This window comes from Nocardia sp. NBC_00565 (assembly GCF_036345915.1).
Taxonomy (GTDB): Bacteria; Actinomycetota; Actinomycetes; order Mycobacteriales; family Mycobacteriaceae; genus Nocardia.
In genome coordinates this window covers 1,313,700-1,330,525 of the sequence record NZ_CP107785.1, presented here as the reverse complement: position 1 = coordinate 1,330,525, position 16,826 = coordinate 1,313,700, and the positions used below count along the sequence as shown (strand labels likewise).

At 63.7% G+C, this 16,826-nt stretch carries 12 protein-coding genes; 7 read left to right on the top strand and 5 right to left on the bottom strand.

The window, feature by feature from the left end; all coding sequences use genetic code 11:
• Window positions 1-156: 156 nt before the first annotated feature.
• On the top strand, window positions 157-1,050 hold the full coding sequence (locus OG874_RS06405; RefSeq protein ID WP_330254188.1) for a hypothetical protein: 894 nt from the start codon (window positions 157-159) through the stop codon (window positions 1,048-1,050).
• 298 nt (window positions 1,051-1,348) lie between these two features.
• On the opposite strand, the gene rfbD is transcribed toward OG874_RS06405, so the two are convergent.
• From rfbD to OG874_RS06390, 3 genes are read right to left on the bottom strand one after another with little or no spacing between them, the layout of a single operon-like run.
• Window positions 1,349-2,218 (bottom strand): dTDP-4-dehydrorhamnose reductase, encoded by an 870-nt coding sequence (gene rfbD / locus OG874_RS06400; protein ID WP_330254187.1) that lies wholly within the window; start codon window positions 2,216-2,218, stop codon window positions 1,349-1,351.
• Window positions 2,215-3,558 carry a lipopolysaccharide biosynthesis protein RfbH gene (gene rfbH, locus OG874_RS06395; protein ID WP_330257203.1) on the bottom strand — a complete coding sequence of 448 codons (1,344 nt, stop codon included), beginning with the start codon at window positions 3,556-3,558 and terminating at the stop codon, window positions 2,215-2,217. The genes rfbD and rfbH overlap by 4 nt, the downstream gene beginning before the upstream one ends.
• Window positions 3,555-4,787 carry a glycosyltransferase gene (locus OG874_RS06390; protein ID WP_330254186.1) on the bottom strand — a complete coding sequence of 411 codons (1,233 nt, stop codon included), beginning with the start codon at window positions 4,785-4,787 and terminating at the stop codon, window positions 3,555-3,557. The genes rfbH and OG874_RS06390 overlap by 4 nt, the downstream gene beginning before the upstream one ends.
• A 601-nt stretch (window positions 4,788-5,388) precedes the next feature.
• On the opposite strand from OG874_RS06390, the gene OG874_RS06385 reads away from it, so the two are divergent.
• Window positions 5,389-7,605 carry a hypothetical protein gene (locus OG874_RS06385; RefSeq protein WP_330254185.1) on the top strand — a complete coding sequence of 739 codons (2,217 nt, stop codon included), beginning with the start codon at window positions 5,389-5,391 and terminating at the stop codon, window positions 7,603-7,605.
• A 368-nt stretch (window positions 7,606-7,973) separates the two neighbouring features.
• Here the strand turns inward: OG874_RS06385 and OG874_RS06380 are convergent, their stop codons facing one another.
• A complete protein-coding gene (locus tag OG874_RS06380; RefSeq protein WP_330254184.1) occupies window positions 7,974-11,252 on the bottom strand; it encodes a protein kinase domain-containing protein in 3,279 nt (1,092 codons plus the stop codon).
• Between the two features lie 379 nt (window positions 11,253-11,631).
• Here OG874_RS06380 and OG874_RS06375 point away from each other — a divergent pair, with 379 nt between their 5' ends.
• Window positions 11,632-12,015, top strand: a complete 384-nt coding sequence (locus tag OG874_RS06375; protein WP_330254183.1) for a hypothetical protein — start codon at window positions 11,632-11,634, stop codon at window positions 12,013-12,015.
• A gap of 392 nt (window positions 12,016-12,407) precedes the next feature.
• Here OG874_RS06375 and OG874_RS06370 read toward each other — a convergent pair whose 3' ends face one another.
• Window positions 12,408-13,496, bottom strand: a complete 1,089-nt coding sequence (locus OG874_RS06370) for a diguanylate cyclase domain-containing protein (RefSeq protein ID WP_330254182.1) — start codon at window positions 13,494-13,496, stop codon at window positions 12,408-12,410.
• Window positions 13,497-14,225: 729 nt separating this feature from the next.
• Here OG874_RS06370 and OG874_RS06365 point away from each other — a divergent pair.
• From OG874_RS06365 to OG874_RS06350, 4 genes are all read left to right on the top strand, one after another.
• Window positions 14,226-14,945: an SDR family NAD(P)-dependent oxidoreductase gene (locus OG874_RS06365; protein ID WP_330254181.1), complete on the top strand. Its 720-nt coding sequence runs from the start codon at window positions 14,226-14,228 to the stop codon at window positions 14,943-14,945.
• A gap of 28 nt (window positions 14,946-14,973) precedes the next feature.
• Window positions 14,974-15,720, top strand: a complete 747-nt coding sequence (locus OG874_RS06360; RefSeq protein WP_330254180.1) for an SDR family NAD(P)-dependent oxidoreductase — start codon at window positions 14,974-14,976, stop codon at window positions 15,718-15,720.
• A 19-nt stretch (window positions 15,721-15,739) separates the two neighbouring features.
• Window positions 15,740-15,907, top strand: a complete 168-nt coding sequence (locus tag OG874_RS06355) for an alpha/beta fold hydrolase (protein ID WP_330254179.1) — start codon at window positions 15,740-15,742, stop codon at window positions 15,905-15,907.
• A 183-nt stretch (window positions 15,908-16,090) separates the two neighbouring features.
• A complete protein-coding gene (locus OG874_RS06350) occupies window positions 16,091-16,684 on the top strand; it encodes a TetR/AcrR family transcriptional regulator (RefSeq protein WP_330254178.1) in 594 nt (197 codons plus the stop codon).
• Window positions 16,685-16,826 lie beyond the last annotated feature (142 nt).

Below are 16,826 nucleotides of genomic sequence, written 5' to 3'. Positions count from 1 at the left end.
GGCTCAATGGTACTTTCGGCGGACAAGAGGCCGAGATCAGCCAGGCTTCGCACGCCGGCGACCCGATCACCGGCGGCGCGTGGGACAACGACGACAACTCCGGTGGCGACGACTCGAGCGATGGGTAGACGTGCATAGACCGACAGCACCGACGACATGTTGATCGGCCTCTCCGCCGCCCTGCTCGCTTGTCTGGGTTACGGGGTGGCCTCGGTCTTGCAGGCGTACGCCGCGCGCCGATCGGCTGCCGCGGCCGAGGCGCGCGGTGTCGGCGGGCAGTTGACCGAAACCGGCGCTCCCACTGTCGCTTCCACTGTCGCGGCGGCGTTGACAGTGTGGTTCATCGTCGGCACGGCGCTCGACGTGGTCGGCTTCGTCGGGAACTCGGTATCCGCCCGACTCATCCCACTGTTTCTCTCGCAGACGATCATGAGTGCGAACCTGATCATCACCGCCGTACTGGGGATCACCGTGCTCGGCATCCGGTTGCACCGGCGCGAGTGGATAGCCATCATCACGGTGATCCTGGCGCTGGCCGCGCTCGGCACTGCCGCCGGGCATGAGGGCGGCGGCAGCGATGACCCGGCGATGCACTGGGGCGTGCTGATCGCCGCCGTGCTCCTGTTCACCGTCAGCCAACTGGTCGTGCGGCACCTCGGATCCAGAGGCGCCGTCACCGCCGGGCTCGCCGCCGGACTACTGTTCGGGGCCCTGGCGATCGCGGTCCGCATCGTTGGCGGCATCGATCCACTGAGCTTGCCGACGCTGCTCGCCGACCCCGCCGCGTGGACGATCGCCATTGCCGGTGTCGGCGGGTTCTACCTGCACACCGTCGCGCTGCAACTCGGATCGGTGAACGGAGCCACCGCGGCACTGGTCGTCGGCGAAACAGTTATCCCAGGAATCGCCGGAGTGCTCCTACTCGGCGACACCGCCCGACCCGGGTGGCAATGGCTGGCGATCCTCGGCTTCGTCTTGGCCATCGGCGGCGCGGTCGCGGTCGCGGTGTTCGGGAACCTGTCCGCAGTGCGCGAACACGCGGACACGTAATACCCTAGGTTTATTGAAAAGCCCAATGCCACAGCCGGATTCACGGCCCGCGACCGACTGCCGATCGGATTCGACCCGCTCGCGATGATCGGAATCTGGACCAGCTGATCGCCGTCGAGGCACGACAGCCGGCGGTCGCGGGAATCCGGATGTCCAGCGTTATCGAAGGTCGCATATCGGCAATATCGGCTGGTGCAAGTTCGCAATTCGCAATGACGAGGCGGTAGGCACCGGACACCTGCTTCAGCATCGAAATCACCGGCCTCCTCGACGACACGCCCTGGACTCAGGGAACCGTTCACGGCCGGATGTCCCGAACTGCAGCCCTGACAGCGCGACGCAGTCCGTCACGCCAGTGTGGTAGTGGCGTAAGGCCGCAGTCGATCCACGATGAATTCGACAGAACGGCATTCCGGGGCCGGGTTGCGGCATCTCGGAAATCCGATGTCCGGCAGGGCCGTAACAGGTCCGGATCGAGTCCCGCCGCTTCGATAATCGCACGAGCGAATCGGTATTTGGATGCGGCGCCGCCTCCGGTCGCGTGGAGCAGGTGCGGTGGATTCGGGTGCGCGACGAGGTCGACCAGAGCGGACACGAGATCGTCGACGTAGGTTGGGGACGCGATCTGGTCGGTGACGACCGCGACGTGCTCGCCCCGGGAGCATCTGCGCACGAGTGCGGCCGGGAAATCCCGGTCGGTCCCCGAGTACAGCCACATGGTGCGGACGATCCGCGCATCGGGCAACGCTGCTCGGGCGGCCTCCTCACCCGCCAACTTGGATTTTCCGTACACGCTCAACGGGGTGGTCGGTGACCAGGTTTCCCATGGACTCGACGCCGACCCGTCGAAGACATACGCGGTCGAGATGTGCAGCAGTCGCGCTCCCTTGTTCGCGCAGGTTCGGGCCAGCAGTCCCGGGCCGAACCCGTTGACCGCGAACGCCTTATCGGCTTCGGTCTCGGCGGCGTCTACGCCGGTGTATGCCGCGCAGTTGATGACCACATCGCCGGGGCCGATGGTGTCGTTCAGCGCCGTTGCATCGGTGATGTCGAGTTCTTTCGATCCGAACCCGAGCACCTGTCGATCGGCACGACGAAACGGGCTCGTCGCCCTCGTTATCCCGCTGCCGAGCAGTCCGTCCGCACCGGTGACCACCAGCCGGTTCACCGCTTGTCCTCGGGCGAGGTCTCCACGAGCCGGACCTGGGAGCGTCGGTAGCCGGAAACGTACTCCCGGATCGAGGCAACCATGTAGTCGGTCATCTCGTCGGTTATGCCCGGGTACACGCCGACCCAGAAGGTGTTGTCGGCGACGTAGTCGCTGGCCGCCAAGCTTCCGGAAATACGGCACTCGATGTTCGAGTACGCCGGATGGCGGAGGAGATTTCCGGCGAAGAGGCCGCGGGTCGCTATTTTGCGTCCTTCGAGGAAGTTGACGATATCGATACGGCCGAAAGGCGCGTCCGGCAGCACCGTCAGGGCAAATCCAAACCAGCTCGGATCGCTGTCGGGGGTTGGTTCCGGCAGGCGGAGATGGTCGATCCCGTCCAGGCCTTCGCGAAGCCGACGCCAGTTATGACGCCGGCGGGCGCAGAAATCGTCCAGTCTGGCCAGCTGGGAGAGCCCGAGCGCAGCCTGGATATCTGTTGTCTTCAGGTTGTAGCCGATATGCGAATAGATGTACTTGTGGTCATATCCGTAAGGAAGGCAGCCTAGCTGTTGATTGAATCTCTTTCCGCATTTGTTGCTTTCACCCGGCTCGCACCAGCAGTCGCGTCCCCAATCCCGCAGAGACTTCACGACGCGAGCTGTTATCAGGTTGTTGGTCAGGACGCATCCGCCCTCACCTGTGGTCAAATGGTGTGCCGGGTAGAAGCTGACGGTGGCCAGATCGCCGAAGGTGCCGGTAGCGCGCGACTGGTATGTCGATCCGACTGCATCGCAATTGTCTTCGATCAGGAACATGCCGTGCTCCGCGCACAACGCGGAGATCTCTGCCACAGGAAACGGGTTACCGAGCGTATGTGCCAGTACGACGGCACGGGTTCTCGGGCCGATTGCCGCCGCCACGGCTTCCGGTGTCGTGTTGTATGTGGAGGAATCGATATCTACGAACACCGGTTTCAATCCGTTTTGCAGTATCGGGTTCACTGTCGTCGGGAATCCGGCTGCCGCCGTAATCACCTCATCCCCGGGGCGCAGCCGGGTATCACCCAACTCCGGGGCGGTTAATGCGGTTACCGCGAGCAAGTTCGCCGATGATCCGGAGTTGGTGAGTCGCGCCTTGCGGAGTCCGATTTTTCTGGCGAATTCGTTCTCGAATCGATGTGCCAGGATTCCCGCCGCGATACGCATATCCAACGCGGCCTCGACGACAGCGGCCCTGTCGTCGTCATCGAGGCAGGCTCCGGATGATTGGATCTCGGTGACGCCCGCGACGAACTGATGCTCGGTTTGCGAATTGTGGAACCGTCGGACTATCGTGAGTAGATCGTCTCTATCGTTCATTCTATTTTCTCCCGGTGCGAGCCTAGAACGAGATCTCCGAGGTCGTCGGCGAATGCAGATTGTGGCGGCAGTGCCCACATATGTCGTTTGAGCGCTCGCGCGGCCTGCCGGTAGGCGGGGTCGTCGAGGGTCGTCTGGCAGGCGGTAAAAACATCCGAAGCGGTGACGGTCATGGGATCGATGTGGATGCCGGTGCCGAGAGTTTCACAGCGTCGCGCATTTCCGGGATGATCGGCGAAGAAGGGGAGCACCACGTGCGGGACTCCGTAGGTTATCGTGTCGCGCATCGAATTCAATCCACCGTGCGTGATGAACAGGTCCACGTTCGCCAATACGAGGGACTGGGGGACGTACGGCAGGACATGGATGTGTGGCGGTAGCGACCGGAATATGTCCTGGTACAGCGACGGCAGCGAGACGACCGCGGTACACCGGAGCTCGGCCAAGGCCTTGAAGACCTCCCCATAGATTTCGGCCATTCGATCCCTGAACCGCGGTGAGAAGGGTCCGATCGAGCCCAGTGAGAGGTAGACGATCGGCCTATCGCCAGGCATCGACGTGAACACGTCCGGGAGCAGTTGATCATTGTGACGTACCGGTGGTTCGTGCCGGTAACGGACCAGTGGGGTGTCGAGATCGGCGTTATTGAATTCTTTCGGCGTCAGGGAGACCGTGAGATGCCGCAGGATTCCCGGTGTCGACGGTTCTTCCGGAAGCCCGAGTTTGGCCCGCTGAGTGGTCAGAGCGGGCCGGATCAGGTCTTCGTGGAGGTTTCGCACAAGCTGCAGCGGGCCGATATCCACCGTGACGTGTGGTATTCCGAGCACCTCCGCGGCCAAGTAACCGCCGAATTCCGAGCACTCGTGCAGGACGACATCGGGCCGCCACTGTTCGGAGAGGTTCAGTACGTCTTCCGCGATACGCAGGGCGATCCGGTCGCTGAGGAAATCCGTCATGTACATCCGGTCGAACGCGTCTATGTCCCGGTCGAGCAGAAGTCCGAAGATGGCTGCATCGAACTCGCGGTCGGCCCGCCGTATCTTCACGTCCACGGTCTCGACGCCGTAGTTGCTGTGCAGCCAGGCGCCCCACTTCTCGGGTGCCGCAACGCGGACATCGTGGCCATGCCTGCTTATCGCGTCGGCCAGTGTGACCAGTCCACGGAAGTGGGATTCGAACTGGTTGAGGGTCACCAGCACGCGCATGCGATCTGCCCGCAAGAAAGCCATGTCGGCAGCGTGACACATTGGGGCACAGGGCCGTACGCGTTTCCGCAGAACTTGCCAGCGACTGTTTCAGCTCGGGAGGTGCCGAGTAATTTGCCCGGTGGAAGCCAGGCTGAGACAGTGCATGTCAGCACTCCCGCGATCCGGTGCCGCGCGGCTGGGCGCGCGCTCAGCGTTGCGCGTCAGCGTTGCGCGCTCAGCGTTGCGCGTCAGCGTTGCGCGCTCAGCGTTGGATCAGCAGAGCGGCGCGGTTGAGGACGACCCACTCCCTATTGCGCACGGTGTCGGAGGCGTTCGGCCGCGGCGATATTCGCGCACCCTTCATACCGTTCACCCTGCCCACCGCTGATCGCGACCCGATCGTGGCGGCCACGCATGTCGACGGCACCAGCCGGCCTCAGACCGTACCGCCGGGCCCCGGTATGTACCGACGGCTCATCGAGCGAAATAGATTGTGCCCCTTGAGTTCTCAATCGCGCCCGACCCGGCCGCAGCGGTGCGTGAAACCAAGGCGCGGGTATGCAAAATCCCCAACGTCGCCTATAGGGCCCCGTAACTCGCGAAATCTGGCTTGTGTCTATGGGATTCAGCGCATGCTGGCTAGGTGGTCTCGCATCGATCCGAACCAGCCCCGGACGGCGTCGGTCCGAAGTCGGTGGCAGTTGATCTCCCTTTGGCGGCGGCGCTCGTGGACCCCGAAACAGTCAAGTTCCTACACCAAGAGCTTGCGCAGGCGAATGCGAAGACCACCGCGAGCTTCGCCGCCGCGTTGGCATCCGCAACGGTCGGATCGGCGCTCATTGCCGCGGCCCTCTTCAACTTGCCGCGTCCGTGCAATCCGCCCGACTTGACCGAAAAATGCGTTCCGGCCGACTGGAACTCCCTCTATGCACTGGTGCCACTGCTCTCGGTGCTCGTGGCTGTCATCGTCATGGAGACGACCTCGCGGTTCATCGCGCTCGGCATCTACGCGACCGATATCGAGCGGCAGATCAATAGATTTCAACCGATCACGATTTTCGCGGTCGACGCCAAGGACGGGGTCTGGACGACGCGCACAGTCCCCTCGTCCGAACAGATGCTCGCCGGCTTCGTCTCCGAGGAAGGCCGAAGGTTCAGTGTTCGACCGGTCAACATAATACTCTGGACTTCCTGCCTGTCCATACTTGTCACTGCCGTGGTAATACCGATTCTATTAATTGAATCAACGTCACTAAGAATAGTCACCGCAGTGGTATACGCTCAATTGGTATACCTCGTCGCACGATTCACGGTGTCATACGCCGGCCAACCTCGTCGGTTCGCTCATGAGCTGTGGCGGAACGCCCTTGCGGCGGCGGGCAGTTCCGCAGATCGACATACGCAGGCAAGCGATATAGCTGACTTTATAAGATTCCTCATCTATCCGCGACAGCTCGGCGATCACTGGGTGAAGTTCGCCATTTCAGGAGCCGCTATACCCGCTGCCATTTTTTCCAGTCAGGACGGGCACGTAACGATCGCTCGAGGGTTATTGACGTGGGCGTTCGTCGAGCTCGTGTTGTACCCGATTCGATACCAGATCAATGATATCCGCGACTACAAAACCGACAGTGAGCATCCCGCAAAAACAGCCCGGAAGCGGACTCCGTTCGGCCTCACACCGGAGCGCGAACGAACTGTCGCAACCACCATGATTTACCGACTCGCCGCAGCGTTCGCCCTCGGATACCTCTACGGGCTGTCATGGGTCGAGTGGTTGTGGGTGGCGGTCTTCACCGCTGTGTTCGCCGCTTCGACCTGGCTGTACGAGGCACTCAAGAGCAGCTTCAAAACGGAGCCGATGCAGTCGCTCGATGAACGCACCCCCAAGACGGCCCGAGCGTTGATTGCGCTCTGCGCCTCCGGATACAGCCTGCGGGTCGGATTCGTTTTCGCGGCGACTGTTCAAGCATTCACCGCGGACAAGACTGCGTTGTGGGCGATACTGATGATAACCATCGGTATCGCCGAATATTATTTGCTCAAGAATCAATGGGCAACCGAGGGAACGAGTTTCGTGGAAACTCCTTTGCCAACCGAAACCGTCGACGACACGCTGCGATTCAAGCCGCATATCACGCTAGCTTTGCGTGATTCGAAGATCCTGCGCAGCACAGGGGTCACGACCCTCAGCACCGATAAGCTTCGCGACCGTCAACAGCCTCAATACAAAGGCCACCCTGCCTTGGACCTCGGCATCGAGATTGAACCGCTTCCCGTGAACGGGTCGTCAGCCGAACTGTTCGTGCCACGACTAGTACACCTTGCACGGAGCCGACGCTTGATCACACTCAGCCACCTATGCCTGCTGACGTCGGTGGCCGCCATGGCGGCCGGGTTCGCTGTCATCGGCCCGCACCAAGAAGGTCGTCGTCGACTGCTCATCATTGCTATTTTCGTGGCCGCATTCTTTGCTATAGACCAACTCCACCAGCTTGCTCAACGAGCCATAATGCCGAGTTCGGCGAAGAATGATGCGGAGCCGCTGAAGGTCCCCAACTTCGGGAAGCAGGCCATCGTCACCGTTTCTCTACTCATCTTCAACATCCTCGCGTTCGCCGCGCTGGGCGCATGTCAGAGTCTGCTCACCGAACTCAACTGGCGGCAAGGGCTCTATGCACTCATACCAGCACTCTTATGGGTGATGGCCGGGATCGGCGAATCGACAAACTACCGAGCACAGCGCGTCGCAGCGCAGGAGTTCGCGGCGATCATCGAAACCCTGCGCTCATCCCCGAAAGGGCTCCGCGAGAAGATCTTTGGAACGCACATCAAAGGTGAGCCAGCGGCAGGACGGTGACGGGGCGGAGTCGGCTGCTGACACAGATGGAAATCTCGCCAGCCGACCTCGTCGCGAAAGGCACCGAGATACCCACATTCGGCCAGATCATCCCGGCGGTACGCCAACTCCTCACCTCAGGCACGCGGCGTACATACAGCACTCACCTCGACCGACTCGAACGCAAGCGGACCGACCGTCGCCTCGACGAGGTGTCCAAACCCGAACTCGACGAGATGACCGAACTGGTCCGAGCGACGAGCCGGGTGAACCGGGCCTCTCGAGGCGGAACCACCGCGGCACAACACTTGTGGGTTGAGGCTGACCGTTCCACTGGGCGATCCCTGGTCCGGACAGAAGCCGGACCGGGGATGGCTCACATCAGCCGATCAGTGTTGTTTGGTTTGGTCCGCTGCCCAGGCCGCGATCTGAGCGCGGGAGTTGAATCCGAGCTTGGTCAGAATGTGTTCGACGTGACCTTCGGCCGTGCGTTGCGCGATCACCAGCTCGGCGGCGATCTGCTTGTTGCTGAGTCCTTGGGCGACGAGGTCGGCGACCTGCCGCTCACGTTTGGTCAATTTCGCGGAGGCACCCGACGCGGAGGCCGCATCGGTGGATTGTTCCCCGAGCGCGTACGCAATAGCAGCATCCATACCCATCCCCCGGCCTTGCCGAAGGGCCCCATCGAATCTGCGAGCGCCGAGAGTTCGACGCGTCGTCCGCTCGCATTCCTCGTGAAAGCGCGACATATTCCGCAGGACGGCCCGCACACTGTTACCCACCAGCCATTTTCCCTGGGCTGCCCCCATCAGCACGGCCGCGCGCTGGGCATCGCCCTGGTCGGCGGTAGTCCAGGCCAACGCCTCGATACTGAACGCGGTGAACACCGGACTATTCGGCCGTCGGTTGATTCGCAATGCCGCCTCGAGCAACCGTTGGGCACGGTCCCGTTCGCCTTGCAGCCATGCGGAAACACCCAAGCCGCGCAACGCAGCAGAACGATAGAGCAATTCGCCCTGCGCTTCGGTGATGGAAAGTACTCGGCGGTACTGCTCGGTCGCTCGGGGCATCTGGCCGCGTAGTTCGTATGACCAGGCAAGGATGGTCAGGGCACTGATGTAGAGCTCTGCGGTCTGGTTCGAGCCGAGCAGCTCGACAGCTCGTTCCAGGGCAGCGGAGGCGTCGGCCGCTGCGCCGCTGGCGAGTGCAATGATGCCGGCGGCGTAGGCGAGCTGTCCTTGAATAGCGGGGGTAGATGCCTGTTCGGCGAGCAGTCGCCCCTCCTCGAGAAGGGCGGCGGCAGCTTGGAAATCCCCCTGTGGCGCGGCAACCTCGCATGCGGCGCGTAGCGCACTGATGCGGTCGGGTATCGATTGCGCGCCGGGGTGGGCGAGAACGCGGTCGAGCCAGGTTCGGCCTTCCCCGTACATTCCGCGAAGGACCCAGAATTCGTGCAGCGCGGCGGCGGTTCGCAGCCCAGCTTTGGCTGCCTCGTCGGTGTCCTCGGAAAGGCAGGATTCGAGCGCGTCGCGCAGGTTGGGCAGCTCACGTTCGAGGCGGGCGATCCAGTAGGACTGCCGGTCGCTGATCCACCCGGCTTGAGCGTCCAGCGCTAGTTGTTGGTACAAGTCGCGGTGCCGTCGGCGCAGCTCGGTGTCTTCGCCGGACTCCCGCAGCCTTTGCCGACCGTAGTCACGCATCGTCTCGAGCATTCGGAAACGGACGATGGCATGCGATTCCTCCCGGATCAGAATCGACTTGTCCACCAGGGAGGACAGCACATCGAGCGGACTGTGCGGTGCCAGGTCGACACCGCATACCTGTTCTACGGCGTCGAGTTCGCAACTCACGGCGAACACCGACAGCCGGGCCCACAGCCGCTGTTCGGCCGGGGTACACAACTCGTAGCCCCAATCGACACACCATCGCAGCGTCTGCTGCCGGGTCGGCGCGGTGCGACTGCCACGGGTGAGCAGCGTGTACCGATCATCGAGGCGTTGCAGAATCTGCTCGGGTGACATCGCGCGTATCCGAGCCGCCGCCAGTTCGATCGCCAGCGGCAACCCATCCAACCGGGTGCAAATCCGGGTCACAGCAGCCTTGTTGTTCTCGTCGAGTTCGAAGCCCGGCACCGCTGCTGCGGCACGATCGGCGAACAGCGTTACCGCGTCGAAACGGGGCAGCCCCGCCAGCGTCGGCTCCCCGGCCTGATCTGGGACCGTCAGCGGCGCCACCCGTAGCAACGCCTCCCCTGCGATATTCAACGCTTCCCGGCTGGTGGCGAGAATCCGCAGCTCCGGGCAGGTCCGCAGCAACGCCTCGCTCAACTTCGCCACGGCTTCCACCATGTGCTCGCAGTTGTCCAGAACGAGCAATATTTCCCGCGAGCCCAGAAACTTGACCAGAACATCGTGCAAAGGACCGGGCGCCTCGTCCCGCAACCCCAGGGTGGCCGCCACGACATCGACCAGGAGCGCGGCATCGGAGACCTCGGCCAGTTCGACCAACCACACCCCGTCGGCGAAATCCCGCTGCGCTTGCGACGCGGCCCGCAGCGCCAGCCGCGTCTTGCCGACACCCCCGACTCCGGTAAACGTGACCAGCCGGGACGTGGACAGCAGATTCTTTACCGCCGACAACTCGGTGCGTCGGCCGACAAAACTGGTCAGCTCGAACGGCAGATTGCCACCACTGTCCACGGTGCCCGCGGCCGGCAGCGGGCGCCGTCCCCTCGTTGGTGGATCCCGGTGCCGACGCTCGAGAATCGAATCGGACTGTCGGCCGGTCTCATCGACCGAGAAGCCGTGGCGCTGCTGCGCCTGTCGAATGCTCTCACCCAGCCCCGCCGCAGAAGGGCGTTCGTGAGGATCACGGCTCATCGCGGTTTCCACCAACGCCGACACGTCGTCGGGGATACCACTGTCCTGGAGGTCCGGCATCGGTTGGGTGGTGATCCGCAGATACTGTGTCACCACGTTCTCACCACTGCGACGCTGGAACGCGGCATGGCCGGTCAACGCGCAGAACAGGGTCGCGCCGAGCCCGTACACATCCGCGGCCGCCGTCGGCCTGTGCCGGTCCAGCACCTCTGGGGCAGTGAATGCCGGTGATCCGGTGACGATGCCTTCGGCCGTTCGAAATCCGCCGGTGACGTGGGCATTCCCGAAATCGGTCAAAGCCGGCTCGCCGAAGTCGGTGAGCAGGATATTTCCCGGTTTCACGTCCCGATGCACGATGCCGAGGCCATGCGCGAGCTCCAGTGCGCCGGCGATCTTCACCCCCATCCGCAACACCTTCTCCAGCGGAAGCGGACCGCGTCGGCGGATCCACGCATCCAGGGAATCCAGCGGGTGATAAGGCATCACGAGGTAGGGACGCCCGCTAGCGGTGGCACCGGCCTGCAGCACGGTGACGATGTTCGGATGCCCGGTCAAGCGGCCCATCGCCCGCTGCTCCCGGACGAACCGTGCCCGATTGTCTTCGTCCAATTGCGCGGTCAGCACCTTCACCGCCACCGTCCGGTCCAGCGCGACCTGCCAGCAGCGATACACCACCCCGAAACCACCGCGGCCGATCTCTACCGCATTCTCGAAACCGACCGCAGCCAACTCCGCCGTGGCGGGCGTTGCCACCTCACGGCGTGTGCGCAGCGGATCGTCGTCGGTCATCGGCCAAGTACGATCCCGCCGCGGTCACCAAGCCACATGCGCTTACCTTTCGCTAATGCTCAGCGTATCGCCGACAGGGTCGAGTCCGGGTCGTGAAGTAACCGATTCTGTGCCCTCGGCCAGGTTCTGCCTGTCGGTGGCCGAAAGATCCTTGATGCCGAACAGCTTCTCGTCGGAGTACTGCCTGAAACTTGCACCTTCTTCGTCGTCCAGGACCGCATCCGGCAACCAGCCGCTGGCAGGACACGCGGCCGGGCATAGCCGATGGGGTGAGACGAGTTCGCCACGTCGGGCCATGACCATTGCCCGGCGTGGCGAAGTCGGGGTTGCGCGAGGACACTGAAGGCATAGCGCCGAATTCGTCTCCAGGAGCAATGTGATGGCACCCGACAGACCTTTCGGGATCGACCCGGAAGAATTCGAACGCGCGTTGCGGGAGGTGGGGATCGAATTCCGCGACCTCCTCGGAAAGGCCGGCGAGTACATCGATCGCGCAAGCGTGAGTACGCTGGCGTCGCTGTTCGATCAGTTTGTTCAGCCACAGCGTTCGCGGCCGCCGCAGCCGGAGGGCGAGACCACCGGCGAGACCGGCAGTGGGGTGTGGGTCATCTACAGCATCGACGACGCTGACGAGGCCAGGGTCGAGCAGGTTTTTCCGAGCGAGCTCGAGGCCTTGCGTGCGCATCGCGACAATACCGATGAACGCCGTCGCGTGCGGTTCCTGCCCTACGGCGTCCCCGCAACTGCGCTGGGCACACCCTGACACAGGCTGCGGCCGCTCGCCTCCTGGGCTACTCAGATCTCGGCATCGGATACCGCCGAGTGGAGTGCAATCAGCCTCGATCCGTTGGTCGGCACCGGGTGCCGGCCACATTCGGTAGATCTGCGTCCTCGACGAGGTCGGGCAGGATTGCCCAGACCTCGACTATCGCCGGTGCCCCCAGTCGGCTCGGGAACGTACGGTCGACTCGATGGCCGGCCATCTGGCGCGGTATGCATGGAGCGCGTCGTGCCACAGCTTGTCGACAGTGGGGACAGGGGGCATCATCAGCCTGCTCGGCCCAGACTCGATCGGTCGCCGATAAATCAACCTCTACCAGGGGTTATCCCGAATTAGGGACACAGATGGTGGCTCGCCGGTGGTGGACCACGGGCCTACTGCCTGATTGTGGGGCCGTTGTCTGACCGGTGCAGTACCCAGGTGCCGCGGCCGGCGGCCTTGGCGCGGTACAGGCCGACGTCGGCCTCGTCCAACAGCTTCTCGGCATTGGCGCCTGCAACCGGGGTGACCACGGCGCCGATGCTGGCTGACATCGACTGCAGATCGCTGGGACCGACCGGCACTGGTTCCCGCAGCGTCGCGAGCATGGTCACGGCAGCTGCGCCGACCGTGTCGTCATCGCATGGGGGTGCGAGTAAGGCGACGAACTCGTCGCCGCCGATGCGGGCCAGCGTGACCGTCGGCGAGGTCACCGCCGCGTCGAGCCTGCGGCCGACCTCGGCCAGCACCCGGTCACCCGTACTGTGGCCGTAGCGGTCGTTGATCAGCTTGAACCCGTCGAGATCCACGACGCACAAACCGATGTGATCAGCGGGACGAGCCGCCGCGACAATGGCCTCCAACTTCTCGAGCAGATAGCGCCGATTGGGCAGACCCGTCAACGGGTCGTGGCGGGCCTGCCACCACAGTTTCTGCTGCATGGCCCGGCGCTCGGTGATGTCTTCCCCGACGGCGAGCACGCACATGTCATGTTCGCCCTTGCCGGGCACCAGCGTCATCGTCCACGCGCCCCAGCAGACGCTTCCGTCAGGGCGACAGAAGCGGCCTTCGAAATGCGCGGTGCCGCGTCTGCGCTGGAGCAACCCAACGACCACCTTACGGAGCTTCTCGCGGTCGTCGGGATGCATCAAGTCCAGACCGGACACCCCCGGCAGGTCCTCGCGGTTCATCCCGACCATCCGCGCCGTTGTGGGGTTGGCGTCGATCGTGATGCCGTTGCTGTCGTAGAGCGCGATAGCCACCGCGGCGTTATCGAACACCACGCGAAAGCGTTGCTCAACAGCCTCCTCGCTGCGGGCGCGGACGGCCAACAGCTCGGTGGTGTAGCAACGGGCCAGCTCTCCCAAAAGCGCGCCGAACCGCCGCGCCCGATCCGGTCGTCGCCGTGACCGCTCCAGCAATCCGGCCAGCACCGCCGCCGACGGGGTCATTATGGCGGGCATCGTCAGGTTCGCCTGGACCATCTCGACCCCCACGCGGCATGCGGGCGATGGGTCGAACGACTCAGCCGACAAGGCAGCATCCAGCTCTACGATCCACCTCGCCGTCAGCTGCTGTATGTCGTGAGGGAGAGATGTCGGCACGCCACTGGAATCGACTATGGCCGCCGACCAGTCCCGCGCCATATCGGCAACCTCGCGACTGTCCATCCCGCGAGTACCTTCCTGCATCACTGGACCGTCAAGGTCGAGTACCAACGATCACCCCCACCCGCTAACCAACAAGCATACGAAAGAACCGCTATGCCTGCTTTGTTGCTGGCCGGAGACAGTTTCACATCCGCCGCCGTCGAAAAGTCCGCTGGCCGAGCTGCCTGGGCGGGTCGGCGTATCGGCTGAGATACACCGACACTGTCGCCCGGTCGGTGAAAGAAGAATCGACGATCAGGTAACCGAGCACAAAGTCGTCGGTGAGCCGGGCGGGTTTCCCAGAATCCGGTACGCAGCCGTCATGCCGAGTGCGTCGAACGACGCACCGAAGAAGGTGGTTGTCATGCACTACTCCCCGTTGTAGATGTCTAGTTAGACCAGTCTGTCTAGATCGCGAAGCCAGTCTATGCGCCACTCGATTGAGCGTCAAATAGCATTGTAAATGCAAATTTTGACATGCTCGATTGACAAGACTGACTCCATCTGCTGTGCTGTACTTATCAGTAGACAGACTGGTCTACTCAATCAGATGGAGGCGCGATCATGACCCAGACCCGCATAGCCCTGGTCACCGGCGCGACGTCCGGTATCGGCCGGGCCGCAGCGTTGGCGCTCGCCCGGGACGGAATCAAAGTTCTTGTGCACGGCCGTGACTCCGACCGTGGAGCCGCGGTGGTCAAGGAGATCGAGAGCGCCGGCGGCACCGCCGAGTTCCGCGCCGCCGACCTCGCCGACGTCCACGCCCTCAAACAGCTGGCGGCTTCGGTCGGGGAGGTAGATGTCCTGGTCAACAATGCCGGATTCTCCTGGTTCGGCCCCACCGCCGACCTGGACACCGACACCTTTGACGAGTTGCTCGCCGCCAACGTGCGTAGCGCCTACTACCTTACCGCCGCTCTCGCGCCGCAGATGGCCGAGCGCGGGCAGGGAGTAGTGATCAACCTGGGCAGCATGGCCGGGCAGATCGGCCTCGCAGGCGGCGCCGCTTACAGCGCCACCAAGGCGGCGTTGGCCGCGTTTACCCGTTCCTGGGCCGCCGAGTACAGCCCGCGCGGTGTGCGGGTCAACACCATCGCCCCCGGACCGGTCTACACCGGCGGCTCATCGAGGGAGAGTCTCACGGCCCTGGGCAAAACCACACTGCTGTCGCGCACCGCGGAGGCAGAGGAAATCGGGGACGTCATCGCGTTCCTGGCCTCACCGGCCGCCGGCTACCTCACCGGCGCCGTCATCCCCGTCGACGGCGGCCGCACAGCCATCTGACCCGCACTACAAACATGGGAGTCGAACAATGGAAAAGCCAGTCATCTTGATCACCGGGGGACTCACCGGCATCGGCCGCGCCGCGGCGGTCGCCTTCGCAGAGAAGGGCGCGAAGGTGGTCGTCGCCGGTCGTCGCGATGAGGTCGGTAAAGCACTCGCCGAGGAGCTGCGCGACCTCGGCTCGGAGGCCGAGTTCGTCAACGCCGATGTCCGCGAGGAGGGACAGGTTCGCGCCATGGTCGATGAGACCGTCGCACGGTTCGGCCGTCTCGATGTCGCGGTGAACAACGCCGGAACCGAAGGCCTGCCCGGCCCGATCACCGACCAAACCGCGCAGACCTACCGCGACACGTTCGACACGAATGTCCTCGGTGTCGTTCTGAGCATGAAGCACCAAGTACGCGTCATGCGGGAGCAGGGCAGCGGCAGCATCATCAACATCTCCTCGACCTACGGGCACGAGGGCGCGGCCGGGGCCTCGGTCTATGTCGGCAGCAAGCACGCCGTCGAAGGCATCACCAAGTCGGTGGCGCTCGAGCTCGCCACGTCGGGGATCCGGGTGAACGCCGTAGCCCCCGGCCCCACCGACACCGGCATGCTGACCCGCTTCACCGGCACGCCGGAGAGCAAAGAGGCTCTGGTGCGGCAAGTCCCGCTGGGTCGCCTCGGCCGCTCCGAAGAGCTCGCCGACGCGATCGTGTTCCTCGCATCAGGGGAGGCCTCGTTCATCACCGGCCACGTCCTCGATGTCGACGGCGGCATGACCACCAGCTGATCCGAGGAGGAGCGCCGCAATGAGCGACTACACCCACGACATCATCATCCCGACGATCAACTCCTACATCCTTCAGCAGTTCCTGCCCAACGCCGAGCTGATCATCTACCCCGACGCCAACCACGGCGCCCACTTCCAGTACCCCGACCGGTTCGTGACCCACACCAAGCTCTTCCTCGACGGCTAGGAAACACAACTAGGACACACACAGCTGGATCCGCAGGGCGGAGGCGGTTGCCGGAGCCCGGTGACCGCCTCGCCACATTGACGGGGAAGACCGGTCTGTCTAGTGTTGTTACACGCGGTAGGAGTCAAGTTAGGCTCTCAGTGGAGCGGTGGACTGTACCACCAGTCTGAAAGAAGGAGTGGCATGCCCAGCAAGGTCGACACCTCGAAGGGATCCGCGCGCGAACGTCTGCTGGCCGCCGCCGACGACCTTTTCTACCGCGAAGGCGTGCAGAGCGTCGGCATCGACCGCATCGTGCGCGAGGCCGGTGTTGCGAAGGCATCGCTCTACAACCTGTTCGGCAGCAAAGAGGAGCTGGTTCAGGCTTACCTGGACGCCCGCCACGCCGATACCCGCGAGCAGGTCGAGCGCGCCCTGACCCGCTTCCGGACCCCGCGTGAGCGGCTACTGGGGGTCTTCGACGCGCAAGGCCAGCTGTTCACCGAGCCCGACTTCAACGGCTGCGCGCACATCGCCGCCAGCGCGGAGGCGCAGCCCGGCAGCCCAGTCGAATGCGCCGCCGACCGGTACCGGCAGTGGGTTCGGACGTTGTTCACGGATCTGGCACGCGAGGCCGGTGTGGCCGACTACGAAGACCTGGCACGGCAGCTACACCTGCTGTACGACGGCGCTGGGCTTTCGGCGCGAATGGACCGAGACCCGTCCGCGGCAACAACCGCTCGCGCGGCAGCCGTAGCTCTGCTCGACGCGGCCCTCCAGGACAGCAACCAACGCTGACCAACATGGCGACGGTGAACGAAAGCCCACCGCTATATCACCGTCCTGCGCTCATCGTGCCGGTGGCTGGATCAGTTCGATGAGGTTGCCCTCCGGGTCGTTGCCCCTGTCCACCAGATCCGTCAGAATCCCCTGTCACCCA

Coding starts and splice junctions, on each gene's coding strand:
- OG874_RS06365 (WP_330254181.1), top strand. CDS start 14,226: ATGACCCAGACCCGCATAGCCCTGGTCACCGGCGCGACGTCCGGTATC.
- rfbH (WP_330257203.1), bottom strand. CDS start 3,558: ATGAACGATAGAGACGATCTACTCACGATAGTCCGACGGTTCCACAAT.
- OG874_RS06380 (WP_330254184.1), bottom strand. CDS start 11,252: ATGACCGACGACGATCCGCTGCGCACACGCCGTGAGGTGGCAACGCCC.
- OG874_RS06360 (WP_330254180.1), top strand. CDS start 14,974: ATGGAAAAGCCAGTCATCTTGATCACCGGGGGACTCACCGGCATCGGC.
- OG874_RS06370 (WP_330254182.1), bottom strand. CDS start 13,496: ATGGTCCAGGCGAACCTGACGATGCCCGCCATAATGACCCCGTCGGCG.
- OG874_RS06405 (WP_330254188.1), top strand. CDS start 157: ATGTTGATCGGCCTCTCCGCCGCCCTGCTCGCTTGTCTGGGTTACGGG.
- OG874_RS06350 (WP_330254178.1), top strand. CDS start 16,091: ATGCCCAGCAAGGTCGACACCTCGAAGGGATCCGCGCGCGAACGTCTG.
- OG874_RS06375 (WP_330254183.1), top strand. CDS start 11,632: ATGGCACCCGACAGACCTTTCGGGATCGACCCGGAAGAATTCGAACGC.
- OG874_RS06355 (WP_330254179.1), top strand. CDS start 15,740: ATGAGCGACTACACCCACGACATCATCATCCCGACGATCAACTCCTAC.
- OG874_RS06390 (WP_330254186.1), bottom strand. CDS start 4,787: ATGGCTTTCTTGCGGGCAGATCGCATGCGCGTGCTGGTGACCCTCAAC.